The following is a 23,770-nucleotide window of genomic DNA, read 5'->3' on the forward strand; positions in this document are numbered from 1 at the left end:
CCGGGTCGTAGCTGATATTATTGGAAGCATCGAAAGCAATGAATATATTCACTTATCTCAAACGTCACTCGGTACTCGCCACGACGCTCGCCATCGTGGCCGTTATAATGATGATCATCGCCGGCAGGATGGCCGCGCGCAAAGGCGCCGCGATAGAGACGAATCTGGGCGCCCGCCAGGTCGCATTGGTCGCCGCGTCCGCCTTTAGGAAAGACGCTTCGACCGTCTCTGCGAACGGCACCGTAGAATCTATCGCCCAGGCCGACCTGAAAAGCCAGACATCCGCGCCCGTCTCGTCTATAAATGCCCAGGTGGGTGACAGCGTCTATGCAGGTCAGGTCATCCTGGAATTGAAGAACGCCGACATCCGTGCGCGCCTCGATCAAGCGAAGGCCTCTCTCGCATTGGCGCAGGGCCAGTACGAGACGGGCACGGTGTCGCTCGATTCTGCTCGGACAGGCGCTCGCGACAAGGCGAGGGACGCCTATTCAGCCGTCGACCAGGCGGCGAGGGGCCAGCTCGACCAGTTCTTGTTCAATGCTGCATCGGGCGTTCAGCCCCTTTCCGCGCGCGTCTCCGACGCCAAGCTCATCGACCAGCTCCACGCCGATCGCGACGACCTCGAGAACTATCTCGCTCCCTGGAAGGCTAAGGTCGATTCGCTTACCGATACTTCCGACAATGACGAGCTCTTGGGCGTGCTGGCCCAGTCCAAGGTCGTCCTCGCTTCGGCGCAGAAACTGTTCGACGACGCCTCGACGGCTCTCAATTCCTTGTCCAAAGACATGTCATCATCCGATGCCGCCACCATTTCAGGATGGAAGGCCGTCGTCTCGTCCGCGAAGGCGTCCGTTTCGGGCGCGAGCGCGGCAGTGACGTCGGCTGATACGGCGCTCCGCAACGCCCAGTCGGGCCGCGGCACGACGGCAGAAGCGTCTATTGCTTCGGCGGAAGCCGGCGTAAAGAGCCTCGAAGCTGAGCTCGCCAAGACGATCGTCGTCTCTCCTATAAATGGCAAGGTCGCCGCGGTGCCTCTCCGCGTCGGCGAACTGGCGTCGCCGGGGACTCTCCTCGCGAGCGTCGTCGGCAGCCAGGGCCTTCAGGTCAAAGCCTTCGCGAGCGGGGAAGACATAGCGCGCATCACCAAAGGCGCGCCGGCGACTATCGCCGGCGCGGTCCAGGGCGTCGTTTCGGCCGTCGCTCCGAGCGTTAATCAGACCAATAAGAAAGTCGAGGTGACGATAGCCGTCTCGAATCCCGATCGGACGAACCTCGTCGTAGGGCAGAGCGTTTCGGTGGCCATCAAAGGCGCGTCGCAGACGGGCGCGAATGCTGCGGGCTCGTACTTCCTGCCGATCCAGAACGTCAAGATAGTCCCCGGCGACGCGTATATATTCACCATCAACGCTGATTCGAAGCTCGTAAAGCATTCGGTCACGCTCGGCGCGGTCCAGGGCGATTTCATCGAAGTCACGAGCGGTATCGCCGACGACATGAGGATCGTCTCGCCGGTATACGAATTGGAGGAAGGCCAGAAAGTAGACGCGGAATAGCGCGCCATAGATCATTATGGATCATAAGAATAACGAGCATTCATCCGACAGCCGATATCTCGAACGCCTGACGTTCAATCCGGAGCTCCGAAAGACGTGGCTCAACTTTTTCGTCACCAATTTCCGCGTGGTCATGCTCCTTATCCTCGTCATCACGGCGTGGGGCATATATTCGTTCGCGAGCCTGCCGCGCGAATCGAATCCCGAGGTAAAGATACCGATCGGCATCGTTTCGACGGTCTATCCGGGCGCGTCCCCGTCCGACGTCGAGGAATTCGTCACCAAGAAGATCGAGTCAAAGCTATCCGGCCTGAAGGGCGTCAAGAAAATCACGTCGAATTCCTACAATTCGCTTTCGTCGGTTCAGGTCGAGTTCAACGCATCGGAGAACCTGGCCGACGCTATTCGAAACCTTCGCGACAAGGTCGCCGATGCCAAGCCCGACCTTTCGACCGAAGCGAAGGATCCTATAGTCACCGAGATATCGCTCGACGATACGCCAATGTGGGCGATCTCCCTTACCGGACCCTATGATGGATTCACTTTGCGCGCATTCGCCGAAGACGTCAAAGACCAGCTCGAGCGCATCCCGGGCGTCAGGGAAGTGCATATATCCGGCGGCGACGAGACCGAATACGAGATCGCGTACAGGCCCGACGATCTTATCTTTTACGGCATAAGCGCCGACGACGCCAACCGCGCTATCTTGTCGGCGAACGTCGCCATTCCTGCCGGAAACTTCGAGAGCGGCGCGTTCATATTCCCGATCCGTGCCGACGGCCGCATGACCGAAGCCGACGAGATCGGTAACATTCCCGTCACCCATATGGCCGACGGGGGAACCGTCTATGTCCGAGACGTGGCCAACGTATCCGAAAAGGCCGTAAAGAAAACGTCGTATTCGAGGCTCTCTATCGGCGGCTCCGATCCGAAGAATGCGGTCAGCCTTTCCGTCGTAAAGCGCCAGGGCGCATCGGTTCTCGAGACTGCTGCGGCGGCGCGAGCAGTCGTCAATGCCGCCATCGCGAAATCGTCGCCGGGCATCACGTACAACGTGTCGCTCGACATGGCCAAAGAGATCGAGAAGAGCTTCGATCAGCTTTCGCACGACTTCCTCATAACCGTGCTCCTTGTTTCGGTCATCTTGTTCCTCATCGTCGGCCTCAAGGAAGCGTTCGTGGCAGGTCTCGCCATTCCGCTCGTATTCTTCGTGAGCTTCGGCTTTCTCCACGTGTTCGGCATGACGCTGAACTTCCTGTCGCTCTTCTCGCTCATACTTTCGCTCGGCCTTCTCGTGGACGACGCTATCGTGGTGGTGTCCGCAACCAAGCAATATATCAATACGGGCAAATTCACGCCGGAAGAGGCGGTCCTATTGGTGCTCAACGACTTCAAATGGGTGCTCACCACGACGACCCTGGCGACGGTGTGGGCATTCCTGCCGCTCCTCATGGCGTCCGGTATCGTGGGCGAATACCTTAAATCCATTCCGATCACGGTCTCGATCACGCTCGTCTCGTCGCTTCTGATCGCGCTCATGGTCAATCATCCATTAGCGGCTGTTCTCGAGCGCATTCGCATGACCAAGAAGCTCTTCTATGTCGCGGAAGCAGGCCTGGTCGTATTTGCGGGCATGATGTTCTATAACGCGGGTATGATACCGATCGTCCTCGGCATCATCGCATTGGCTATCGAAGGCTGGCTCATATATTGGTATGAGAAGGGCGGCCGCGAAAAGATGGTCGAGAATGAGAGGCTCGTCGAAAGGGAATGGAAGGACGACGCTCTGGTCAGGCGCAAGCTCGCCGAGCAGGGCGCAAAGAACCACGATACGCTCACGTCGCGTTTCATACACGGCATCGTCAATTTCCATCGCTTCCTCCCAATATACGAGCGATCGCTCAAGCACTATATCTTCGACAAGAAGCGACGCCGATGGGTTTTGGGCGGCGTGACGGCTCTGTTCATCGCTTCTCTCATGCTCGTCGCGACGGGAATCGTCCGAAACGAATTCTTTCCGCAGTCTGACCAGGACTATGTATATATAGACGCGCGCGCGGCCGTCGGCTCGACGCTCGATCAGACGGACAGGCTTATCGCCCCTATAGAGAAGCGCGTGCAGGGATATGCCGAAGTCGGAAGCTATTCGAGCGTCGTCGGCCAGTCGAGCATCGCGGGCGGGGGATTCGGCGGCGGCACGGGCGCGTCGAACCTGGCGTCCATAACGCTTACCCTCAAGGACAAGAAAGACAGGGCGCATACGTCGTACGAGCTCGCCGATATCATCCGAAAGGACCTGACCGACGCGGATATTCCGGGCGTGACCATCAGCGTGTCGGCGCAGACGGGCGGCCCTCCGGCAGGCGCGGCATTCCAGGCCAATATCGCAGGCGACGACCTGACGGTACTGACGAAGATCATCAATGATCTGAAGCCGATCGTCGCTTCGATCCCGGGCGCGGTGAATGTGGATTCGTCTCTTAAAGATTCCGTCCCAGAATATACGTTCAAGCTCGACCAGACGGCGCTCGAGCGCAATTATCTGACCGCCGCTTCCGTCGGCACGACCCTTCGCACCGCGGTTTCCGGCGTCGAATTGATGAAGGTCATAAAAGGGGAGAAAGAGATCAGCCTTCAGGCGACGTTCGACCGCGCCTCTATCCCTGACCTCGCTTCGATCCAGAATCTCGAGATATTGAATGCACAGAAGCAGCCGGTATTCCTAAAAGACGTCGCGACGATCGAATTGCGCCCGGCCGTGGACACGATCACGCGCATAGACCAGAAGCGCACGGTCGTCCTGACCGCCGCCGCCGACTCGACGACGAACGGCCCAGCGCTCCTCGCCGCATTCCAGAAAAAGACCGCCGACTACCGCTTGCCGGCAGGCTACACCATCACGTTCGGCGGCGAGAACGAGCAGAACGCCGAATCGTTCGCGTCTATACTCCGCGCTATGTTGATCGCCATGGTGCTCATCGTCTCGACGCTCGTCATCCAGTTCAATTCGTTCAGGAAGGCGATCATCGTCCTGGTGCCGATCCCTTTGGCGCTTATCGGCGTATTCTGGGGCATGGCGGTATTCGACGTGTCGCTCGGCTTGCCCGGTTTGATCGGCATTCTCGCCCTATTCGGCATCGTGGTCAAAAACTCGATCATCCTGGTGGACAAGATCAATCTGAACCTGAAGAGCGGCATCGCATTCGTCGACGCCGTCGCCGATGCGGGCAAGTCGCGACTGGAGGCCATCTTCATCACCTCCATCTGCACCATATTCGGCATATTGCCGGTGACGCTTTCCGATGAATTCTGGCGCGCGCTCGGCAGCTCGGTCATATTCGGCCTCATGCTGTCGTCGTTCCTGACGCTCTATATAGTGCCGGCGGTGTATCTCATCGTGATGAGGTCCAAAGAGGGAGAGTAGATTGACTTTTCTATAGAAAGTGCTATAATACACAAAGGATACTCATTGGAGGTTTGATGCTACCCGCCACATGGTGTGACGGAGTGCAATTAGCCTCCAATGAGTCGAAAAAGAACGAAGCTGACGAAGAGTGATAGGCGAGTGCTTAAAAACTTCGCGCTAGAAGTAGTTGCCCTGTGGATCTTGGTCCTGCCTCTAGCCTATTGGCTTCTTTGGGCCCTTGATCACCGGTACGATTAAAATCAGAGCCGCAAGAGCGGCTCTTTTATTTCGTTCGAATGCTTGGCAGGCCGACACTCCTGAGAGACCGATATTCTTCGTCTTTTCTCTCATTCGAAATGTATCTTGTCCCCGGCTCGGCGCTCGAGCTCTGCGCGGAGGCGGGGGAAGCGGGTCAGCGAATCGTCTTCGCCGACGAGGCGGAGCGCCTCATTGCGGGCAGCTTCGACCATCTTTACATTCTGTATCGCTTCCATGGCGATGTCGGATATGCCCCACTGCTTCCTGCCGTACAATTCGCCCGTGCCGCGGAACTTCAGGTCAAATTCAGCCAGTTCGAATCCGTTTTTGGCGGTCGAAAGCGCTTTCAGCCGCTTGATGGTCTTTTCGCTCTGTGTTTCGGCGAGGACGAAGCAATATGCCTGGTGGTTCGAGCGCACGACGCGGCCGCGGAGCTGGTGCAATTGGGCGAGGCCGAACCTTTCCGCGCCTTCGATCAGGATGACCGTAGCGTTCGGCACGTTCACGCCGACCTCGACGACGGAGGTGGCGACGAGGATATGTATCTTGCCGCGCTTGAATTCGAGCATGACGCGCTCTTTCTCGGCGTCTTTCATCTTACTGTGCAAAACGCCGATCTCACATTCCTTGAACACGGTCTCTTTAAGGCGTTTCGCCTCTTCTTTCACCGATTTTGCCTGGACGGCGCTCTCTTTGGTCGGGTCTGGCTCGTCTATGCGGGGGCATATGACATACGCCTGTCGGCCTTCGCGTAATTGGGCGCGGATCGCTTCGTATGCCTGTTCCCGGTCCATGACGTCGGCACTCGTTTTGACGCTTTTCGCCGGAGCGACGATCTTCGTTATGATCGGCTTCCTGCCGTGGGGCATGGAATCGAGGAGCGATATATCGAGGTCTCCGTAGATAGTAAGAGCGAGCGTACGGGGGATCGGCGTCGCGGTCATGGAAAGGAGATGCGGGTGGATGTCGTCCTTGCGCACGAGCTTCGCGCGCTGAGCCGTGCCGAATCGATGTTGCTCGTCCACGATGGCGTATGCGAGGTTCTTGAATCTCACCGATTTCTGGATAAGCGCATGCGTGCCGATGACGATGGGGATTTCGCCGTTCGCTACCCATTTGAGGAGCTGCGCGCGCGATATGTCCGTCCAATTTTGCTTTTCGCCATGCTTGAACGAAGCGACTTTGGCCGGGAATTTCCTGCAGCCCGATCCGGTGATGAGGGCGACCGAAACGCCTGCGTGCTCGAAATATTCTATGAATGATTCGAAATGCTGGGTCGCGAGTATCTCCGTCGGGGCCATGTATGCGACCTGGAGGGCGCCGTAGTCTTTGCCGTTAGGCCTGGTCATGATCGCGGCATACGCTGTCGTAGCAGCGACAGCCGTCTTGCCCGAGCCCACGTCGCCTTCAAGGAGGCGCGACATGGCATGCCCCTTTTTAAAATCGTTCATGATGTCCGCGACCGACCGCGACTGAGCATCGGTGAACGGAAAAGGGAATCGAGACACGAATTTCTGCATCAGCTCCTGCTTCGGCTCGATGACGAATGCGAGATTCTTCTGCCACGCCTTTCGTTCGCGCTGGCGCTCGAGCTGGATAAAGAATACCTCTTCGAATGCGAAGCGCTTTCGTGCCGCGGCCGCGTCATCGGCATTTTGCGGAGCATGGATCCATACGAGGGCGGTCGTCAGAGAGGGGAGATTGTATTTTTTGAGGATGTCTTCGGGCAAAGGATCGGCGAGCGTATCGAGGATGCCGCTTTTAAAGACAGCCTGGATCTTATGATATATCCAGTCAGACGAAACGCCGCGCGATTCGGGGTATACGGGGTATAACGTGCGCGCGCCGCCGTCTTTTCCAAAAAGAGAATCACCGACAGCCGTCGGAAGCTCGGACACCTGCTCTATCTTCGGATTCGAGAGATATAAGTCGCCGTCTGTCGCGCCTGACCGCGCGCGTCTTTGAGAGACCTTTCCTTCGATGCGGACCATCGCTCCGTCAGGGATCATTTTGGCAAGGTACGGCTGATTGAACCAGACGGCTTTGATCGAGCCCGAACCGTCGTCTATGATGCCGTCAGCCATGGCGATCTTGGTACGGAAGCCTTTCGATGTCTTCAGTTTCGATATCGTGCCGAAGATGACGGCCGCATCGCCTTTGCGGAGGCTCTCGATATTGCGCGATTCAGCCGTATCGCCATATCTGACGGGGAAGTGGCAGAGGAGATCTTCAATGGTCTTTATTCCAAGACGCTTGAGGGCCGCTTTGACGGGACCCTGCAATCGGAACTGCTCTTCCAGGATATGGCTCAAATTCACGGGGTAATTGTATATGCGCGGAGCATTAAACAAAAGAGCCGCTGTGCGGCTCTTTTGCCCTGTCCGGAATCAATCTAGTAGACGTTCACCGATCCGTTGGCGCTCGTTCCTGAAGCAGCTCCCGGACACTGCGCAAACTCGCAGTTGGGACCGGTTCGACCGACAGAGCTGCCGTCGGGGCAGAGCTTGGCGTCCATGGTGCAGAAGACCTGTTCCTGCGTATTACTGGGACGCGTGGTCGCATAATAGGCCCAGATCCCTCCGCCTATGATGAGCGCCGCCACTATCGTTATTATCGCTGTTTTCATATCGTTCATATTACGCTTCGTATCCGCTTTTTGTTTTCTTCATGAAGCCTTCGCGGACGAGGGCGGCGATATTTTTCTCTATGTCATGAGGCGTGTCACCGATTTTTGTCGCGATATATTTTTTTATATCGACCTTGGTCCGGGCTCCGCCGAGTACGAATCGCACGATAGCGGCGCGGATTTCGCGGTTGGAGCCTTTGAACGCAGACTGCTTGACGTGATGCTTGCTCCGGCGAGAAGGGTTTGGAAGCGTCTGTTTGAGGTGCGCGCCATAATCCATGAGGGCATAATACCAAGAGCGAGGATCTTTTCGGTCCAGGGTTTCTTCTATGAGAGGCAATATCTTTGCGTCAGGCACCTTCTTTTTATCTTTAAAAAAGCAATGAAGAAAGACGGCGCGGATGTTTGTCTCTATGAATACGCTCGGAATGCCATACGCGAATGCGAGGATAGCACCGCGGGTAGACTGGCCTATGCCGGGGAGTGATTCCAATTCGTCTGCACCGCGCGGAAATGCGCCGTTATGGTCGCGGACGACGGATTCGGCCGCGCGCTTCAGGAGAAGCGCGCGGCGATTGTATCCTAGGCCTTGCCATGCACGCAGGACCTGCGCCGCCGTCGCTCCGGCGAGCGCTTCCGCATCGGGAAACTCCTTCAGGAACTCGTCGTATCTCTTCAGGACCCGCGATACCTGGGTCTGCTGGAGCATCATTTCGGAGACGAATATCCGATACGGGTCGCGGAAGCCGTTCGAATCGGCAGGCAGGTCTCTCCACGGCAGATCGTGCCTGCCGCTCTTCCTGAAATAATCCATAACTAGCGATTTAAACCTTTGCCTATCCATGTTCGTACTATATCATTAGAGGGTTTCTTCAAAACGATATGATCAAAGTAAACAACCTTATAAAGAAATTCGGGGACTTCACCGCCGTGGACGGCATATCATTCGATGTGGCTGCGGGGGAGATCTTCGCGTTTCTCGGCCCGAACGGCGCAGGCAAGTCCACGACCATTAAGATACTGACGACGCTCCTTCATCCGACGTCCGGCGATGTCGCTATAAACGGCCATGACCCGGTCCATCATCCGGATTCCGCCCGCCGATCCTTCGGCATCGTGTTCCAGGACCCGTCTACCGATGACGATCTCACCGCATGGGAGAACATGGATCTCCATGGCGTCCTCTATGACGTTCCCGACGATATCCGCCGCAAGCGCATCGAAGAGCTCCTCAAGCTTGTCGACCTCTATGACCGCAAGGACAGCCCGGTAAAGGAGTTCTCCGGCGGCATGAAGCGCAGGCTCGAGATCGCCCGCGGCTTCCTCCATCATCCGAAGATCATATTCCTCGACGAGCCGACGCTCGGTCTCGATCCCCAGACGCGCAACCATATGTGGGAATACCTGCGCCAGCTCAACAAGAACGAGGGCACCACGATCTTCTTCACCACCCATTATATGGAAGAAGCCGACCGCGCGGCCCAGAGGATCGCGGTTATAGACCACGGCAAGATTATCGCCACAGGCACATCCGATGACCTCAAGAGCCAGACCAACTCAAAATCGCTCGAAGACGCGTTCCTCGCCCTCACCGGAAAGACCATCCGCGAGCAGGGCGCCGACAATATGGCGTATGCGGCGATGCGAAGCATGAGAAGAGGACGCTAAACGGAAATACAATGAAAAAGATATACATACTTTGGCTCCGACAGGTTAAAAAATATTTCCGCTCGAAATCGCGCATCGCCGGGTCGCTTTTCCAGCCGATCCTCTACATGCTCGCGATGGGATACGGCCTCGGCTCGGTGTTCCAGCAGGCAGGACAGGGCAATTACATCGAATTCCTCGTTCCCGGCATCGTGGGCATGAATATCATATTCACGAGCATGTTCTCCGGCATGGAAGTGATCTGGGACCGTCAGTTCGGCTTCCTGAAAGAGACGCTCGTCGCGCCGATGTCGCGATTCAATATCATGCTCGGCAGGACGCTCGGCTCCGCGACCATCGCGGCGGGGCAGGGGCTCGTCGTGCTCCTTTTGGCGACGCTTCTCGGCTTCCGCCTCGAAAATTGGCTCATGATCGTCCCGGCATTCCTCATCATGTTCGTCATATCCCTTCTCTTCACGTCGCTCTCGACCATGATCGGTTCGGTACTGAAAGATATGCAGGGATTCCAAGCCGTCATGAACTTCCTCATCATGCCGCTATTCCTTCTGTCGGGCGCGATGTTCCCGCTGACCAATCTGCCGAAGCTGCTCCAGTTCGCTACCAATATCGACCCGCTCTCGTACGGCATCGACGCTATGCGCGCCGTGCTTATCGATCAAGGGCATTTCAGTCTGACCCTCTCCGCTTCAGTCCTCTCTGTGCTCGCTGTCGCATTCTTGTTCCTGGGCGCTCATTATTTCAAGAAGATAGAGATATAGGAAAGAGAGCGCCGGTATGGTATCGTCTCTTTTACGGAGACGTGGCTGAGTGGTCGAAAGCGGCACCGTGCTAAGGTGTTAACCGGGTAAAACTGGTTCCAGGGTTCGAATCCCTGCGTCTCCGCATTGACAACTTAGTATCGGCATGACCTAATATCTTTTGATAGAAGGGCGACCCGAGTGCTCGGTTGGAAGACAAAAAGAGCGGATCAGTCCGCTCTTTTTGTTTGCTATACTTTTCACATGATTACCATCTCTCGCCCAACACCAGAAGACGCAGAAGGCATGAATGAGGTCATCAAGCTCTCGTGGTATGCGACCTACGTCACTCCCGAGATAGGTGTCACAAAAGAAGATATCGACCTCATGTATGCGAAAAGCGAGAAGGGTCAGATGGAAGCGTTCCGCCGCCGAGCCGGACTCTCGAAGAATGACGACATCACGCTCGTCGCAAAGGGCGGCGAGAAGGTTATTGGCATCATCCGTCTCGTTGATTTTCCCGATCACATTCGGGTAAGAACACTCTATGTGCATCCTCTGCATGTAGGAAAAGGAATCGGGACAAAATTATGGAATGAGGCCATCAGACTGATGCCTTCCTACAAGCCCGTGATCACGTATCCTGCCGAGCACACCAAATCAGTCGATTGGTACAAGAAGATGGGTTTTGTCGAGACGGGCGAAAAGCTTGTGGGCCAAGAATCAATGGAGAAAAGCGCCGCGAGACTGGTCGGGATAAAAATGATATTTAAGCGGACAATAGAAAGGATCCTGGTCATGGGAAGGTCGGGATCAGGAAAGTCGATATTGGCTGGAAGGCTCGGAGAGAAATTCGGCCTGCCCGTCTTTCATATGGATAGACTGTTCTGGCTCCCTGGCTGGGTCGAGCGTCCGAAGACAGAGATGGCTATCGATGTCGAGAAGATATTGGTAGATAACAAAGGCTGGGTCATCGATGGCAATTACAGGCGCGTCGCTCTGGAGTCCCGCATTCGCGCCGCTGACCTCATCATCATTCTCGACTTCGGTTTCCTCGTATCGATCTGGAGAGTGCTGAAAAGGAACATCATCCATTGGAACAAGACGAGGCCAGACATGCAGGACGACTGCGTCGAGAGGTTCAACTTCGAGTTCGTGAAATACATCTGGACGTACCCGGAGAGGACGCTTCGGCCTATTGAGAATGATCTGTCACGCTTCCCGGAGAAGACCGTGTTGAGGTTCAATAGCCAGCGTGCGCTCGATAGGTGGATGAAGAGTTTATAGCACCCATTGGGCTATAATGGCCCCATGATCAAAGTCGGTCAAAAAGACAGCCTCCTTATTCTGACCTATTCCCCGAGGGCACCTTGGGTTTTGAGTGGGTTTGAGAGAGCTGATGAAGTCTCCATAAAAAATGGGATTTTCACATTCTTTAAAAGTGACTTGTATTCGCCTGATCGCATAGATGAGGACGAAAGCGAGGTCGAGTTCGTCATTGGCCGCACGGAGGGCGACTACTTCAAAATCGAGCCGAGAATCCTGGGTATTAAACAGAGGATCTATATCCATAAAAGTATGGATATAACCGACCGCTTCTTCGTGGTCGCGAGCGATATTTCCATTTTCAAGAAAATAGCGGAGGTCGTCAGCGAGGACATATACATCGGCGGAGACGCGCCGACCTCGTTACCCGAGAGCGAGTTCCGAAAGCTCCTCAAAGATTTTCCCAATCCTTATGAGGTCAAGAAATACGTTCATGCCCGCATCGGTTCGGTCCTGAGCAACTATTACGACTCCGCCTCGGACGTAGAGGAGAAATACGACCGCTACATGAACAAGCGCAAGAGCGTGAAGAGCGAAGACCTCCTGGAGGAGTTCAAGCAAGACGAGCTCGTAAAATACCAGACGTTGCTCGATAGGCTTCAAGTGATGCTCGAGCGCGAGACCGCCTATAACGAGAAGCAGTGGCAGAACGAGATCCTCGACATCATCCTGCTCCTCTATCCGAAATACCTCTTCGCGTTCAAGGAGGCTCCTGTGCGGGACGCTTACAACGAGAAAGACAGGCAGCTCGATTTCCTCCTCGTCGACGCGAACGGGAGCATTGATATCGTCGAGATAAAGCGGCCGCTCGGCAAGCAGATAATCACCCAGGGCAAGTATCGCGATAACCACATACCCCTTCGTGATCTGTCGGGCACGGTGATGCAGATCGAGAAGTATATCTTTCACCTTAACAAATCAGGCAAGAAGGGTGAAGAAAAGCTGACCGAGAAATACAAGGATAAGCTTCCGAAGGATTTCAAGATCAAGATCATAAACCCGTGCGGCATGATCATCATGGGCAGGGACAATGACCTGTCGACGGCCCAGAAGGAGGATCTCGAGGTCGTGAAGAGGAAATATAAGAGCGTGATCGATATCATCACGTACGACGACCTTTTGAGGCGTCTGAAAGCGATGATCGCCGCCATTAAAAAGCGTTAGCAATTACGTTTCGGTCAAGTTATAGTTATTCCATGATCTGGATCGTAATCGCCGCCGCCGTCGTCTGGTGGATATATAAGCAGCGCAACACGCCTAAACAAGCGCAGGTGGTAGAGGACGTTCCCTTGTTAAAAGATGAAGGGATAAGCGAAGAAGCCGTACTTCAGGCGCAGACGAGCTTTGAGAAGAATCTCGAAGACACTTTTCTGCCCGATGCCATCACACGAAGGGATCTGTATATCTATCGCAAGCTCATGCGGGTCTGGTTCGCGAAGCTCGCAGGAGAGAACCGATTCGACGAGACGATGACGCAAAAACTGAGGAGAGACTGGCTCGATTACATGTACGCGTTGCGAGACGCCAAGACGTCACACTACCTCTCGATGGAGACGTACGGCGAAGACAAGGAGAGGTCGGATTCGTACGACCAGGAAAGCACGATCGCTCACAGAAAAGCGTTCGCTATCGAGGACGGCTTTGCTTTTGCCGTAGGAAAAGAGGCGGTCGCTGAACTTGCCCGTATACGCGCCCTCGAATTTAGCGAGATAAGCAGAGACGGGGAACTCGCCCCGGATGGCATGGAGTTCGATTTCGAAGACAAGCCCCGCCGTAAGAAGAAAGCGAAGCCGTCTAAGATGGTCTAGCTCCTATTGCCTGATAAATTCGGTTAGGAGCACAACATATTTTTCCTGAAGTTCTTTCGATACCAGATCCTCTGATAATTTTGTTGGCACCGCTTCTGTTTTTATGAGATCCGTGCACTTGTCAAAATAGAACCCCGCAGGCGTCGCTATAAATATCCACGCGAGCTTCCACCTGTCACAGATAGCCTGAGCGTTCTTTTGGATGTCGTCCATATCGACCCTTGATCGATACTTCACTTCGACGAGTGATACCTCTTTCGGCTCGTGCGACACGAGGGCGAAGTCGGGAGCATTCCGTATATTATCGAGGATGCTCCTGTCGAGGCCTTTGGTGTATTGCATGAGCTCTGGCACGACGGACTCATAGCCGAAAGGGATGACCGTATACTCTCCGGCTTCGCGGAACATCTGGTCGAACACGAGCTCGGCGATCTTGCCCTTGATGAGCTGCTTTGAGAAGTCTTTTTGCATGGAATCATTGTATCGCTTAATGTCGGGATCGGATACCGAATCTTTGACGCGGGCATAACCACAAACAACCATGAAAACAATGCTCTCATACGCAGAATATCAGCGAAAAATAAGGTCCATCCGCACTCCCGAAGATGCCAAAGCGTTCGCCGAGGAACTCATTGCACCGGCAGAGGCAGTCGAAGAAAAGCCTCCTGTAGCGGTCGCGATCGAGCCTAAGCGCCCTGAACCGATCCAAGTCGAAGCACCTCGGAGGGAAAAGGATGTCGACGTGGCATCGACTCCCTGGTATGACATCGCAGGAAACGACAACGAGGCAATGGTCATTACACTATACGCCAAAGGCCTCACGACCCGCGACATCTCAAGCTACATGAAACTCCATCATGGAGCGGACATCTCACAGCCAGGAATATCAGCCATAACCGACAAGGTGTTTCCACTGGTCAAAGAGTGGCAATCCCGCCCGCTCTCATCCTGCTATCCCGTCGTATACATGGACGGGCTCCACTTCAAGGTACGAGAGGCGGGAAAGATATCGTCCAAGGTTGCATACATCGCTCTCGGCATCAACCAGTACGGGTACAGGGAGATCCTTGGTATATGGATCTCCGAGAGCGAGGGCTCAAAGTTCTGGCTCCACGTCATGAACGACATGAAGAACAGGGGCGTAGAGGATGTCATATTCGCCTGTATCGACGGCTTAAGGGGCTTTCCGGAGGCCGTGAAGGCAGTATTCCCCGAGACGGACGTACAAGTATGCATTGTCCATCAGATACGCCATACCATCATGTTCATTCCTTTCAAAGATCGAGAGGAATTCTGCGCCGATCTCAAAGAGGTGTATACAGCTCCGAGCGAGGAAGCAGGAATGCAGGCACTCAAAGACATGATGTCGAGGTGGCCCCGCTATGCCATGTATCTCAAATCTTGGGAGCAGAAGTGGCACGATCTCGCGCCCTTCTTCAGCTTCCCTGAAGCCATCCGCCGCATCATATACACTACGAACACGATAGAGAATCTCAATCGGCAGTTTAGGAAGGTGACGAAGACCACGACGGTCTTCCCGCATGACGATGCACTACTCAAGCTCCTCTGGCTCGCCCAGGCCGACATCACGCAGAACTGGACTTTAGCTACGAGAAACTGGGCCGAAGTGATGGCCCAGCTCTCGATCCTTTATCCCGACCGCATCCGCATCTAAAGATTAACACATAGCCCGCGGCAAACTCGGTATCTGCAAAGGCCGCATGCGGCCTTTGCTAGTCTGGGTGAGGTCGATTAATTTTCTAAAACACTCCTTCTGTCCGCAAGGTATTTTTGGATATTGGAAACCATTTCGGTTCTTCCTTTCTTGTGAGAGTACGGGAGCTTCATGGTTGCATTGATCAAAACTGCAGCCTGAAGCGCTTTCGCGTTATACGGTTCACCTCCAAAATATCCCTCGATCAGTTGCTCTATCTGCGAGGCCGCTTGTCCTGTGGCAAGCATGACGATGCTTCGTCCTAAATCTAGGTATCCGTTATTAAAACGTGGATTCGGATCGAACACGGTGATCGGGTCCGTGTCAAAAATGTTCGATGTTCCGAAATCGTCGTGGCAAAAACTACTGCGATTTTCCGACTCGACGTGAGCGGTCATTATTTCGTACGCAGTCGACAATGATCCGTGCTCCGTACCGAGCAGCTTGTGCTCTTTCACGTAATCGACGCGTTTCTTCATGTCTGGCCCGTTGATCCAGTCGCTGAATCGGGAATATTCCGCCTTGCCGTCCACGACGCCGCCAAAGCCTTCCGCTTTCGGCGCATGCATTGTTCTCAGTGTCTTTCCGAGGTCGACATATATTTTCTTCTTAAGCGACTCTTCCGGGCTGTACCTGCCAGTGATCACTGGCGCGTCGATGTATTCCATGAGGATGTAGGAGAGCTCGCCAAACGAGCCTTCCTCATATACGCGAGGCACTTTCACCCCTGCGTTCTCCCATGTCTTAAGGAAGAGGCCTTCGCCCTTTGAGAAAGCCAGGCTTAGAGGCACCTTGAGGATGAGTTTCTCATCGTTCGTTTCGATTTTAGCCACGAGAGAGCCCGCGCCTTTCTCGATAAAGTAGATACTCACGTCCTTGCCTTTGAAGAGATCGTGCTTCGAGACGTACTCTTCTATCATTGGGACAAGGCCCGTCCGACGGTCGTTGAACTTTCTGTCCACGTCGTGTAGAGAGAGTTCGGGTTTGTTAAGGAGGGTCACGTTTGGCATTGGTGTAATTATATCAGGATTTCACATCCCGATTCTTAATTCACGGTCCTATTCCGCGACAAACGATATCTTCTTGTCCTTGTAGCAGAGCCTGCTCCGCAGATTCGCCAAAAGCTCTCGCTTCTCCGATACGCTTCCTTCACGCAGGAGGTATTTGGCATACTCTCTCGTATTGATCTCGGTCTCGTCGATGGTCTGCTTTTTGACCGATTTGGTCGCAAGTCTCTGGAGGACGTTGTATCGCTTGATCTCCTCTTCGAGCTTCATCCTCATGCCGAGTTCGTTTAAGCTCACCTTGTCCATGATCTTGAGGAGCTCGTCTATTAGCTCCTCCTCGCGGATGTACTTGTTCTTGCAATTTCGGTCTCGCGCTCGGGAACATCCGTAGTATATGTATTTTTGGGACGTACCGTTTTTGAGTAGTTTCCACTTCTCTTCGGCCGATATACCCGACTGACAGTATCCGCAGGTGAAGAGCTTGGTGAAGGCGAACTCCTTGTTCTCTCGCACGATCTTGTCGCGCTTCAGCTGTTCCTGCGCCTTGTCGAAGAGGTCTTTGGTGATGATGGGCTCGTGCTTGCCCGTGTACCAGTTGCCGCTATTTCGTGGACGCTCGAAGATGCCGTAATAGAAGGGGTTTTGGATGATGCGGTATACGCCTGAGAGAGTGAGAGGCTTGTTGCCTCGGGTATAGAAGTTAAGCTCGAAGCGGAGCCAGTTATATATCTTCCGTCCGCTCCATTGCTCGAAGGCAACCTTTTCATACATCTTCTTTATGATCGGCGCACGGACGGGGTCGATAATGACCTGGCACTTCTTGTCCATGAGCTTTTGATTGAGGTACCCAAGTGGCGCTGTGCCTGCCCATAATCCCATCTCGGCTCGGGTGCGGAGGCCGCGCTTCACGTTGATGCCTCGGTTGTCGTTTTCAAGCTTTGCCTGCCCGCAGAGGATCATGAGCATGAACTTGTCGTTCGGGCTATTCGAGAACCTCTGACTGAACGTCCTGATATCCTGAAGCAAGCTCGCATCCATGAGGTCTACGATGCGGCCGAGGTCGCCTGCGTTTCGAGAAATGCGGTCAGGAGCCCATGTCAGTATTCCATTATACTTCCCAAGCTTGAGTTCCTCGATGATCTCGTTGAATACGGGCCTCTGGCCAGTCTCCTTGGCCGAGTGCGATTCGCGTTTCATCTCGACGATCTCGAGGCCGTCTCGCTCGGCTAATTGGAGCATCTCCTTGATCTGACTATCAATCGACAGGATCTGACGCTCCTCGGATTCCGTCGACTTCCTGGCATACAGACAATATTTCACTTTCACGGGGACCGCTACTTTGGCCAGGGTCCCTAATGGCGCTTGGGCTATATTGTTATTCATACATCACAAGGAATGACGCAACGCGCCCTAGGAGTCCAGAGCATCCCGAGAGCTAGTTGTTGGTAACTCGAAGAGATTAAAATCCTCGATTTCTTTCCTGTATTCGTCCATATCGCGCACCACTTTCTTGTATATCTCCGAAACCCGCTTCAGCCTCTCTTCGCTGGAGACCGAGTTGCTATCAAGGAGAAAATCCACAGCATCGTCGTCGACGAACGTGGCAAGAGAGATATAGCATGCGGCGAGAAAGCTCATGCGCTCCTTGATGCTTCGCTTAAGGTCGCTTTTCGGCTCGGAGAGGAGCGAGAGCTTATTCAATGTCATGCTCCTTGGCGGTTTGCCGTATCGCATATGTTCTGTGGCCTTTATAACTGCTTCGATGTCGTCCACGCATCAAGGAATGACGCCGATTGGGGCGGAAGTCCAGACCTGATTCCGTGTGCTACACTTTTAATGTAAAGGCAATTGCAGCCAACAAGTCTATGGAATCCTTCTCAAAAGTCATCAACGGAATGCTGGCGATATCTATCGTTCCGTTCATCATGCTCAATGTCTTGGGAAGCATAGTAAGTACCATTTGGCTTTTGTTTCTCGGCGAATGGCGGCTTGTCGTGATGGGTGTGATCTTCATATTGATCTCGTCGTTTGTCATTTCGATACTCCTCCTTCCAACCATGGGCTTCATGTACCTCATCCTAAAATCGCTTGAGAAAAACAGGAGGGTCTTGGTCGCCATTGTAGGTTGGCTGAATCTCACATACACGCATGTGATTGGCCTGGTGTGGACGATAGGAATTTTCATACTGATGTTCAACATCGCTGGAGACGGGAATGTCTTTCCGTATCTGCTCTTCGGATACGGATTAGCGACGGGCCCATACGCGTACATGGCTTCGAAAGAGGATCGAGAAGCGACTGGCTCGCACATGACTGTTTGGCTCTTACAATTTGCATATGCGCTCCTTTTCCTTTTCTACTACGTCAGCTCGACGCTCATAGCCCTCCCGATCATCCTTATCGTCACTCTCTTGGTCGAGATATGGCTTCTGAAGATTGGTATGATCTATCACAAATTGGATACTCAACATGCGCAATAAAGGCTATTCAGGAACGCTCTCGACCGTTTCCGGCATAATGCTCCTGGCTGCTATTCCGTTCGGCTGGCCGTATTTCTATTTCCAGTTACTCAGATGGGTAGTGTGCACAACTGCGATAGTGAACGCGTACGAGGCGAATAAGAAGCAGAGGAGGAGATGGGTCTTCATCATGGCGGGAATCGCCGTGCTCTTCAATCCGATCGCGCCGATATTCCTGAGCCGGGGCGTCTGGGCAATTATCGACCTGGCCGCCGCTGTCTGCATGTTCGTGATCCTCGATAACGAATAGATCGATTATCGGCTTTTCCAAAACAGAAACTGATTTTTCAGATCTTCTGAGAATTCGTGCGCGTCGGCATGAGACAGAACGCCGAGATAGGACTGGAGTGACGCGGAAAGATTGTCTTCAGTCACTTCACCGCTTTGATACTGCTTCACAGTCCACTTCAACTTCCGTATCATCCTCTTTTTCGTCTTTGTGCGAACCGCAATGCGATGCGGCAGGATGATATAGCCGAGGAAGTCGATTCCTTGACTAGATTTTCTAATGGTAACTTTCTTTGGATGCAGATTCAGCCTCAGCTTTTCCCTGAGGAAATGCTTGATTTTTGGCACGAGCGATTTCAGATAGCTGGCATCGTCTGATATGATGACAAAATCGTCCGTGTAGCGCGCATAATATTTCTCTTTCAGCTCATGCTTAACGAACTGGTCAAACTCATTCATATACACGTTAGCGAAAAGCTGGCTCGTCAGGTTGCCTATAGGTATGCCTGTTCGGCGCGAAGCGCCGAAAGTACTCTCTCTCTCTCTCTCTCTCTCTCTCTCTCTCTCTCTCGCAAGTTCCGCGAACGTAGCTCGTCACGACTTCTTCGAGGAGCCGCATCGTCTGCGGATCTTTAATTCTCTTTTTCAAAATTTCAATAAGGAAATCCTGGTCGACGCTGTCAAAGAATTTCTGTACGTCGCACTTGAGTGCATAGCACGGCCGCGTGTAGTTTTTGCTGACTTTTCTGATGGCATCACGGATATACATGACGCCTCGATGAGTTCCTTTGCCAATACGGCAAGAGAAAGATGCGGGAATATAGACCGGCTCAAATATATAAATCAGCACTTTGAAAATCGCATGGTGGAGCACCCTGTCGTGCACCGTGGCCTTGTGGATTCGTCGAAGCTTTGGGTCATGGATCCAGAATCCTCTGTATGGCCCGTGTTTGTACGTTCCATTCTTCAAATCCCTATACAGATCAAAAATATTTTGCTCAAGATCAAGCTCGAATTCCATCACGTCGGGCTTGTTCTTCTTGTCGGATTTGAAAACTTCCCATGCGTCAAAGAGCGTCTGGGGAGAAATTATCGACCAATATAAATCTTTATATATTTTCATATGAACGACCTAGACATTCCCATATTCAAGAAATCCTATAATCTCTACAAAGATTTCTATGCTCTCCGCCTATCGGTGCCGAAGCAAGATCGCTATACTCTCTGGCAGAAATGCGAGAGTCTACTCGTTGAAGTGCTCGAAGGCATCCTTTTCGCGAGCCAACAGTCGAAATTGGAGAAATTACCGACTTTGGAGAAGACGAGTGTCAAACTGAACTTTCTCCGCGTCTGTATCCGTCTCATGAAGGACATCAAGGCAATCGATTCCAAGAAGTACATCGTGATCGAGGCGAATCTCGATGAGATCGGAAGAATGCTCGGAGGCTGGATAAAATCCACGAAGGGACTCTAACAGAAAACCCACATATGTGGGTTTTCTCGGGATAGAGCTATGACTGCCGGGCAGCCGACACGCCGATGTTGCCATTGTGGTTGTCGTCGTTCCAGTTGTTGACGTTGAGACCCTTGGAATCGAAGTTGCCGACGTTGACACGATTGCCGTCCGAGTCGAGATATTGCCCGTTTCCGTCCATGACACCGAGATTTGAGGTTTACTACCTTTGCAGGTCTATATCCTCTCATCTCTGAATTTTATTCGAGAGTAGCTTTCGTCTGAAAGCACCTCCTCTAGAAACGGGCAAGAAGTTCTCTCTATCCTCAAATCGCGCTCTGCCGTAATCCATAGACTACTAGCACTCTGGCGACACCAAAAAGGTGAGATATCTCGCGAACTTGAACCGTGATCCAAGCTACATGAGCAAGATGCGGATATGATACCAAATTTTTATAAAAAAGAGGCTTCGCAAAAAAATTTTCGCGAAGCCTCAAGGATTCAAGAGGGACAAGCCCTCAAGGGATCAAGAATCACTGCTTCCGGGCAGCCGACACGCCGATGTGGCCATGGTGGAGGCCGTCGCTCCAGTCGCCGACGTTGAGACCCTCGGAATCGAAGCCGCCGACGCGGACACGACCGCCGCCCGAGTCGAGACTGGAAGTCCGAACGTAGACGTCTTCGAAGAGTCGGACACCACGAACCTCGAAATAGGTCGTGATGAACCAGCTCATCTCGGCGGCGTTCGGCACAATCTCGACTTTGGACAGGAGCTTGGTCTGCTCCTTCCACGTTTTGTTGGTCGAATTCGAGACGGGCGTCTTCTTGATGGCCATCCATCCCGACGACGTTTTGTCCTCGCGAGCGAACGTCTCCTTGTCTTCGGCATACCATCCGCCCGACTTCGAGTAGAAGTGGGCTGACTGGATCTCCCGAATATCGAGTGTCGACAGTGCCGTGGGCGGTGCGGGGATGACGGCGTAGCCGTTCTCCTTGCACCACGTGAGCACTTCTTCCGACGGCAGACTTTCGGCGAGGGCCGTGATCTGTTCGTCGGTGTAGACGATCCCTTTGCGAGCCTTGGCGACTTCCTCCGGCGTGATGAAATCCTCGCCGAGGATTGACTGTGCCAGTGCGTAGTCGGGTGCTTTGGCCGAGAAGCGACGGATGCCCTGTGCAAGATACGCGGCGAAGCCGGCATTCTCGTTCAGGCGTTGTGCGCTGTCGTCGTCGAGGTTTGCTTTGTCATATGCAGACCCGACGGTGGACATGAACTTGAGACCTTTGGGGTCCCGATGCGTAACGGTAACAGACGGGGACAATGGTTTCATTGGCGACATCTTCTAGGTTTGCCGAAAACGTTCGGTACGACTTGCCTCAGTTGAGACGAGCTCTTTGGTGCCTAAGGATATAGGCCGCAAAAAGCTCGTCTCAAACAGTGATTTTGTATCAAAGAACTTATCCGATGAACCAACAAATTTCTTTGCGGGTTCAATAGGATGCCGTACGAATACGGCACAGAGAGTATTTAGCCAGACTCTCAAGAAACTGGTTTACATGAAGCCCTCGATTCCGCCTTCTTCCACTTCGCGGAAACGATCTCGAAAGACCTTCATCTGCGCCTTGCCTTCGGGTGTTTTCAGATGATCCTCGGCCACAATGAATTCCATCGTAGCCTGGGAACAGTCGGGACAGGAGCGCAGGTGAGCGAGGAAGGCCTCCTGCTGTTCTTCGGAGGCGAGCTCGTTCATTAGGTTAATGTGATCGACCGAATGGAGGCACGGACCTACTGGATTTTTAGGGGAGAAGCAGATTGCCTCAATGAGCTTCTTCTCCATTGATTCGGAGAGCATGGGTTTGAAAGAGCGACTCTACAGATCAACAACGTCGTGTTGCGGATCTGATTGAGTAGAGAAGGTTTTTAAGCTTCTCTATTTGGATGGCGTTTGCAGGTAACCATCTCATTACCTATGAACGTTCTCCCTCGGCGAATGGCTTGTTAGCCTTTGCCGCTTGGTAGGCCTTACGATAAGGTATGCCTTTCCACGAGTTATGGAAGAACTGGACAAGCCCTGGTGCGTTGAGTTCGGACTCGACCATATTCTGGTTGAGCCTTCGAACCGACTTCAGGGTAGCCATGACACGGCGAGTAGCATCGTATACGTCTCGAGGCGAAATCTTCTCAAGATTCTTGGGGAGCGCCGTAACATTCCGTGCATCCTCGCATACGACAATAGGGACTCTCACGAGACGTAGGCTGAAGACAAGTCTTTCGCCTGCATCCACGATTCGGTTCGCTTCCGCCCATGCGGCTAGTTCCTTTTCGATCTCGGCAGCTTTTTGCTTTATGAGCTCATCTGCCGAAACGGTTGTCGTCGTATTCATGCTTGCGGTTGCGTTGAGGGTTGTTGACGACGTTTGAGCAGCTCGCGGATTAGCGAGATGTTCAAAGGCGCTTTCAGTCCTTCGGCTACCGTAAGGAGGAATTTGAGGTCATCGGCTGTCACCGCGATCTCAATATCCGCCTCGTAGCCGGGAACTCCGTCCATATCGTAGCCACACATGTTGGCGAGCTCAGTTGCTGGCACTCCATACGCCTGCGCAATGCGGGTAAGTTTAGAGCGCTTGATGCACGTATCGCCTCTTTCCATGCGGTCGATGGTCGTTCGGTTACAACCAATCTCCATTCCCATCTCCTGGCTTGTGAGGCCAAGAGCAGTCCTTTTTGCGGCAAGGAGCGCGCCGATTTTCTTTTTGTCCATAAAATCAAAGAGCTGTGACTCTATAGATCAACGACACCATGTCGCGGATCTAATGGAGTGGACGATATTTTATAATCGTCCATTTGGAGAGTATTTAACCAGACTCTCAATTAACTGAAACGGGAAACGCCCGTCATCGACCGATTTGGCGGCGAAGCGACAGCCTCGATTTCGGCTTGGTAGCCGAGGCTCGTGAGAGCCCACCGAAGATCCTTTGCGGCATCCGCCACCATCTGGCGCGAATTCTGCTTGAGAAGCTTGGTGTCGATGTGCTGGATCGTCACCGTCGTGGTCTCGCGCCCGACGCGCACCATGGCCCACACCAGATCGGGTCCTTTGCTGGTCTCACCAAGGACCAGATAGAGATACTCAATGGTGTCGTCGTCAACGAAGCGATGGCGATTTTCATAGCCCTTCGATTCGATGATGTGGCGAGCGGTCTCGAGCGCCATCCTCCGCTCGTTCCGACGGCGTTTGATCGCGCTCAGCCAGAAGCCTCCGAAGAGGGCGACGATGGTGAACGTCCACACACCGAGGATGAGGAGAATTGAAGTCATTGGTTTCATAAGTAAGTTGAGTTTAGTGAGGAAATCTACGATTCGCTTGGCAACGAGCCAGCAAGTCAATCGCTTCTTTCCTTCCAAACTCAACAAGTCAAAGAACATTCTGTTTCGTCCTTTTGGACTCGTCAGTCGGGATACGCAT

The 23,770-nt window shown here is 53.4% G+C and carries 26 protein-coding genes and 1 tRNA gene; 12 read left to right on the top strand and 15 right to left on the bottom strand.

What is annotated here, in order from left to right:
- The first annotated feature begins 38 nt into the window (after positions 1-38).
- Both VHE10_02375 and VHE10_02380 read left to right on the top strand, forming a co-directional pair.
- On the top strand, positions 39-1,553 hold the full coding sequence (locus VHE10_02375) for an HlyD family efflux transporter periplasmic adaptor subunit (GenBank protein ID HVU06609.1): 1,515 nt from the start codon (positions 39-41) through the stop codon (positions 1,551-1,553).
- A gap of 16 nt (positions 1,554-1,569) precedes the next feature.
- On the top strand, positions 1,570-4,977 hold the full coding sequence (locus tag VHE10_02380) for an efflux RND transporter permease subunit (GenBank protein ID HVU06610.1): 3,408 nt from the start codon (positions 1,570-1,572) through the stop codon (positions 4,975-4,977).
- Between the two features lie 329 nt (positions 4,978-5,306).
- Here the strand turns inward: VHE10_02380 and recG are convergent, their stop codons facing one another.
- The 3 genes from recG to VHE10_02395 all read right to left on the bottom strand — a co-directional run bounded on the left by recG (position 5,307) and on the right by VHE10_02395 (position 8,687).
- Positions 5,307-7,535, bottom strand: coding sequence for an ATP-dependent DNA helicase RecG (gene recG / locus VHE10_02385; GenBank protein HVU06611.1), 2,229 nt, complete (start codon positions 7,533-7,535; stop codon positions 5,307-5,309).
- A 74-nt stretch (positions 7,536-7,609) separates the two neighbouring features.
- A complete protein-coding gene (locus VHE10_02390) occupies positions 7,610-7,843 on the bottom strand; it encodes a hypothetical protein (GenBank protein HVU06612.1) in 234 nt (77 codons plus the stop codon).
- Positions 7,844-7,853: 10 nt separating this feature from the next.
- On the bottom strand, positions 7,854-8,687 hold the full coding sequence (locus VHE10_02395) for an A/G-specific adenine glycosylase (GenBank protein HVU06613.1): 834 nt from the start codon (positions 8,685-8,687) through the stop codon (positions 7,854-7,856).
- Between the two features lie 38 nt (positions 8,688-8,725).
- On the opposite strand from VHE10_02395, the gene VHE10_02400 reads away from it, so the two are divergent.
- The 6 genes from VHE10_02400 (at position 8,726) to VHE10_02425 (ending at position 13,382) form a co-directional block, all read left to right on the top strand.
- Positions 8,726-9,511, top strand: a complete 786-nt coding sequence (locus VHE10_02400; protein HVU06614.1) for an ATP-binding cassette domain-containing protein — start codon at positions 8,726-8,728, stop codon at positions 9,509-9,511.
- Positions 9,512-9,522: 11 nt separating this feature from the next.
- Positions 9,523-10,269 carry an ABC transporter permease gene (locus VHE10_02405; protein HVU06615.1) on the top strand — a complete coding sequence of 249 codons (747 nt, stop codon included), beginning with the start codon at positions 9,523-9,525 and terminating at the stop codon, positions 10,267-10,269.
- A 35-nt stretch (positions 10,270-10,304) separates the two neighbouring features.
- Positions 10,305-10,393: transfer RNA gene (locus tag VHE10_02410), tRNA-Ser, on the top strand.
- 119 nt (positions 10,394-10,512) lie between these two features.
- Positions 10,513-11,535, top strand: coding sequence for a GNAT family N-acetyltransferase (locus VHE10_02415; GenBank protein ID HVU06616.1), 1,023 nt, complete (start codon positions 10,513-10,515; stop codon positions 11,533-11,535).
- A 291-nt stretch (positions 11,536-11,826) separates the two neighbouring features.
- The gene (locus VHE10_02420) at positions 11,827-12,738 is read left to right on the top strand and encodes a Shedu immune nuclease family protein (protein HVU06617.1); all 912 of its coding nucleotides are present in this window, start codon (positions 11,827-11,829) and stop codon (positions 12,736-12,738) included.
- Between the two features lie 32 nt (positions 12,739-12,770).
- Positions 12,771-13,382: a hypothetical protein gene (locus VHE10_02425; GenBank protein HVU06618.1), complete on the top strand. Its 612-nt coding sequence runs from the start codon at positions 12,771-12,773 to the stop codon at positions 13,380-13,382.
- A gap of 3 nt (positions 13,383-13,385) precedes the next feature.
- On the opposite strand, the gene VHE10_02430 is transcribed toward VHE10_02425, so the two are convergent.
- Positions 13,386-13,853 carry a hypothetical protein gene (locus VHE10_02430; protein HVU06619.1) on the bottom strand — a complete coding sequence of 156 codons (468 nt, stop codon included), beginning with the start codon at positions 13,851-13,853 and terminating at the stop codon, positions 13,386-13,388.
- Between the two features lie 79 nt (positions 13,854-13,932).
- Between VHE10_02430 and VHE10_02435 the strand changes: the two genes are divergently transcribed.
- Entirely contained in the window at positions 13,933-15,057 is a 1,125-nt protein-coding gene (locus tag VHE10_02435) for an IS256 family transposase (GenBank protein ID HVU06620.1), read from the top strand.
- Between the two features lie 77 nt (positions 15,058-15,134).
- Here VHE10_02435 and VHE10_02440 read toward each other — a convergent pair whose 3' ends face one another.
- The 3 genes from VHE10_02440 to VHE10_02450 are packed head-to-tail and all read right to left on the bottom strand — an operon-like array spanning position 15,135 to position 17,837.
- Positions 15,135-16,106, bottom strand: coding sequence for an aminoglycoside phosphotransferase family protein (locus VHE10_02440; protein ID HVU06621.1), 972 nt, complete (start codon positions 16,104-16,106; stop codon positions 15,135-15,137).
- A gap of 48 nt (positions 16,107-16,154) precedes the next feature.
- Complete coding sequence (locus VHE10_02445) at positions 16,155-17,486, bottom strand: recombinase family protein (GenBank protein ID HVU06622.1); 1,332 nt, start codon at positions 17,484-17,486, stop codon at positions 16,155-16,157.
- A 27-nt stretch (positions 17,487-17,513) separates the two neighbouring features.
- Positions 17,514-17,837, bottom strand: a complete 324-nt coding sequence (locus VHE10_02450) for a hypothetical protein (protein ID HVU06623.1) — start codon at positions 17,835-17,837, stop codon at positions 17,514-17,516.
- 131 nt (positions 17,838-17,968) lie between these two features.
- Between VHE10_02450 and VHE10_02455 the strand changes: the two genes are divergently transcribed.
- Complete coding sequence (locus VHE10_02455) at positions 17,969-18,583, top strand: hypothetical protein (protein ID HVU06624.1); 615 nt, start codon at positions 17,969-17,971, stop codon at positions 18,581-18,583.
- Positions 18,573-18,872, top strand: coding sequence for a DUF6804 family protein (locus VHE10_02460; protein ID HVU06625.1), 300 nt, complete (start codon positions 18,573-18,575; stop codon positions 18,870-18,872). The genes VHE10_02455 and VHE10_02460 overlap by 11 nt, the downstream gene beginning before the upstream one ends.
- Before the next feature lie 5 nt (positions 18,873-18,877).
- Here VHE10_02460 and VHE10_02465 read toward each other — a convergent pair whose 3' ends face one another.
- Together VHE10_02465 and VHE10_02470 are read right to left on the bottom strand one after the other, a co-directional pair.
- Complete coding sequence (locus tag VHE10_02465) at positions 18,878-19,315, bottom strand: RNA-directed DNA polymerase (GenBank protein ID HVU06626.1); 438 nt, start codon at positions 19,313-19,315, stop codon at positions 18,878-18,880.
- A 1-nt stretch (position 19,316) separates the two neighbouring features.
- Positions 19,317-19,973 carry a reverse transcriptase domain-containing protein gene (locus tag VHE10_02470; GenBank protein HVU06627.1) on the bottom strand — a complete coding sequence of 219 codons (657 nt, stop codon included), beginning with the start codon at positions 19,971-19,973 and terminating at the stop codon, positions 19,317-19,319.
- Between VHE10_02470 and VHE10_02475 the strand changes: the two genes are divergently transcribed.
- Positions 19,974-20,324 (top strand): four helix bundle protein, encoded by a 351-nt coding sequence (locus VHE10_02475; protein HVU06628.1) that lies wholly within the window; start codon positions 19,974-19,976, stop codon positions 20,322-20,324.
- 37 nt (positions 20,325-20,361) lie between these two features.
- On the opposite strand, the gene VHE10_02480 is transcribed toward VHE10_02475, so the two are convergent.
- From VHE10_02480 to VHE10_02505, 6 genes are all read right to left on the bottom strand, one after another.
- Positions 20,362-20,505: a hypothetical protein gene (locus tag VHE10_02480; protein ID HVU06629.1), complete on the bottom strand. Its 144-nt coding sequence runs from the start codon at positions 20,503-20,505 to the stop codon at positions 20,362-20,364.
- Between the two features lie 331 nt (positions 20,506-20,836).
- Complete coding sequence (locus VHE10_02485; protein ID HVU06630.1) at positions 20,837-21,634, bottom strand: hypothetical protein; 798 nt, start codon at positions 21,632-21,634, stop codon at positions 20,837-20,839.
- A gap of 222 nt (positions 21,635-21,856) precedes the next feature.
- Positions 21,857-22,054 (bottom strand): hypothetical protein, encoded by a 198-nt coding sequence (locus tag VHE10_02490; GenBank protein HVU06631.1) that lies wholly within the window; start codon positions 22,052-22,054, stop codon positions 21,857-21,859.
- A gap of 217 nt (positions 22,055-22,271) precedes the next feature.
- Positions 22,272-22,688 carry a hypothetical protein gene (locus tag VHE10_02495; GenBank protein HVU06632.1) on the bottom strand — a complete coding sequence of 139 codons (417 nt, stop codon included), beginning with the start codon at positions 22,686-22,688 and terminating at the stop codon, positions 22,272-22,274.
- Positions 22,685-23,065, bottom strand: coding sequence for a helix-turn-helix domain-containing protein (locus tag VHE10_02500; GenBank protein ID HVU06633.1), 381 nt, complete (start codon positions 23,063-23,065; stop codon positions 22,685-22,687). The genes VHE10_02495 and VHE10_02500 overlap by 4 nt, the downstream gene beginning before the upstream one ends.
- A 110-nt stretch (positions 23,066-23,175) precedes the next feature.
- A complete protein-coding gene (locus VHE10_02505) occupies positions 23,176-23,631 on the bottom strand; it encodes a hypothetical protein (protein HVU06634.1) in 456 nt (151 codons plus the stop codon).
- Between the last annotated feature and the right edge of the window lie 139 nt (positions 23,632-23,770).

The sequence above is a fragment of the Candidatus Paceibacterota bacterium genome, from assembly GCA_035546035.1.
GTDB lineage: Bacteria > Patescibacteriota > Minisyncoccia > Phycocordibacterales > UBA6065 > UBA6065.

Bases quoted from the DNA above. Each gene is read 5' to 3' on its own strand.
- VHE10_02375 (HVU06609.1), top strand. From the start codon at position 39: ATGAATATATTCACTTATCTCAAACGTCACTCGGTACTCGCCACGACG.
- VHE10_02380 (HVU06610.1), top strand. From the start codon at position 1,570: ATGGATCATAAGAATAACGAGCATTCATCCGACAGCCGATATCTCGAA.
- VHE10_02390 (HVU06612.1), bottom strand. From the start codon at position 7,843: ATGAAAACAGCGATAATAACGATAGTGGCGGCGCTCATCATAGGCGGA.
- VHE10_02395 (HVU06613.1), bottom strand. From the start codon at position 8,687: ATGGATAGGCAAAGGTTTAAATCGCTAGTTATGGATTATTTCAGGAAG.
- VHE10_02400 (HVU06614.1), top strand. From the start codon at position 8,726: ATGATCAAAGTAAACAACCTTATAAAGAAATTCGGGGACTTCACCGCC.
- VHE10_02405 (HVU06615.1), top strand. From the start codon at position 9,523: ATGAAAAAGATATACATACTTTGGCTCCGACAGGTTAAAAAATATTTC.
- VHE10_02415 (HVU06616.1), top strand. From the start codon at position 10,513: ATGATTACCATCTCTCGCCCAACACCAGAAGACGCAGAAGGCATGAAT.
- VHE10_02420 (HVU06617.1), top strand. From the start codon at position 11,827: ATGGATATAACCGACCGCTTCTTCGTGGTCGCGAGCGATATTTCCATT.
- VHE10_02425 (HVU06618.1), top strand. From the start codon at position 12,771: ATGATCTGGATCGTAATCGCCGCCGCCGTCGTCTGGTGGATATATAAG.
- VHE10_02430 (HVU06619.1), bottom strand. From the start codon at position 13,853: ATGCAAAAAGACTTCTCAAAGCAGCTCATCAAGGGCAAGATCGCCGAG.
- VHE10_02435 (HVU06620.1), top strand. From the start codon at position 13,933: ATGCTCTCATACGCAGAATATCAGCGAAAAATAAGGTCCATCCGCACT.
- VHE10_02440 (HVU06621.1), bottom strand. From the start codon at position 16,106: ATGCCAAACGTGACCCTCCTTAACAAACCCGAACTCTCTCTACACGAC.
- VHE10_02445 (HVU06622.1), bottom strand. From the start codon at position 17,486: ATGAATAACAATATAGCCCAAGCGCCATTAGGGACCCTGGCCAAAGTA.
- VHE10_02450 (HVU06623.1), bottom strand. From the start codon at position 17,837: ATGCGATACGGCAAACCGCCAAGGAGCATGACATTGAATAAGCTCTCG.
- VHE10_02455 (HVU06624.1), top strand. From the start codon at position 17,969: ATGGAATCCTTCTCAAAAGTCATCAACGGAATGCTGGCGATATCTATC.
- VHE10_02460 (HVU06625.1), top strand. From the start codon at position 18,573: ATGCGCAATAAAGGCTATTCAGGAACGCTCTCGACCGTTTCCGGCATA.
- VHE10_02470 (HVU06627.1), bottom strand. From the start codon at position 19,973: ATGAAAATATATAAAGATTTATATTGGTCGATAATTTCTCCCCAGACG.
- VHE10_02475 (HVU06628.1), top strand. From the start codon at position 19,974: ATGAACGACCTAGACATTCCCATATTCAAGAAATCCTATAATCTCTAC.
- VHE10_02480 (HVU06629.1), bottom strand. From the start codon at position 20,505: ATGGACGGAAACGGGCAATATCTCGACTCGGACGGCAATCGTGTCAAC.
- VHE10_02485 (HVU06630.1), bottom strand. From the start codon at position 21,634: ATGAAACCATTGTCCCCGTCTGTTACCGTTACGCATCGGGACCCCAAA.
- VHE10_02490 (HVU06631.1), bottom strand. From the start codon at position 22,054: ATGAACGAGCTCGCCTCCGAAGAACAGCAGGAGGCCTTCCTCGCTCAC.
- VHE10_02495 (HVU06632.1), bottom strand. From the start codon at position 22,688: ATGAATACGACGACAACCGTTTCGGCAGATGAGCTCATAAAGCAAAAA.
- VHE10_02500 (HVU06633.1), bottom strand. From the start codon at position 23,065: ATGGACAAAAAGAAAATCGGCGCGCTCCTTGCCGCAAAAAGGACTGCT.
- VHE10_02505 (HVU06634.1), bottom strand. From the start codon at position 23,631: ATGAAACCAATGACTTCAATTCTCCTCATCCTCGGTGTGTGGACGTTC.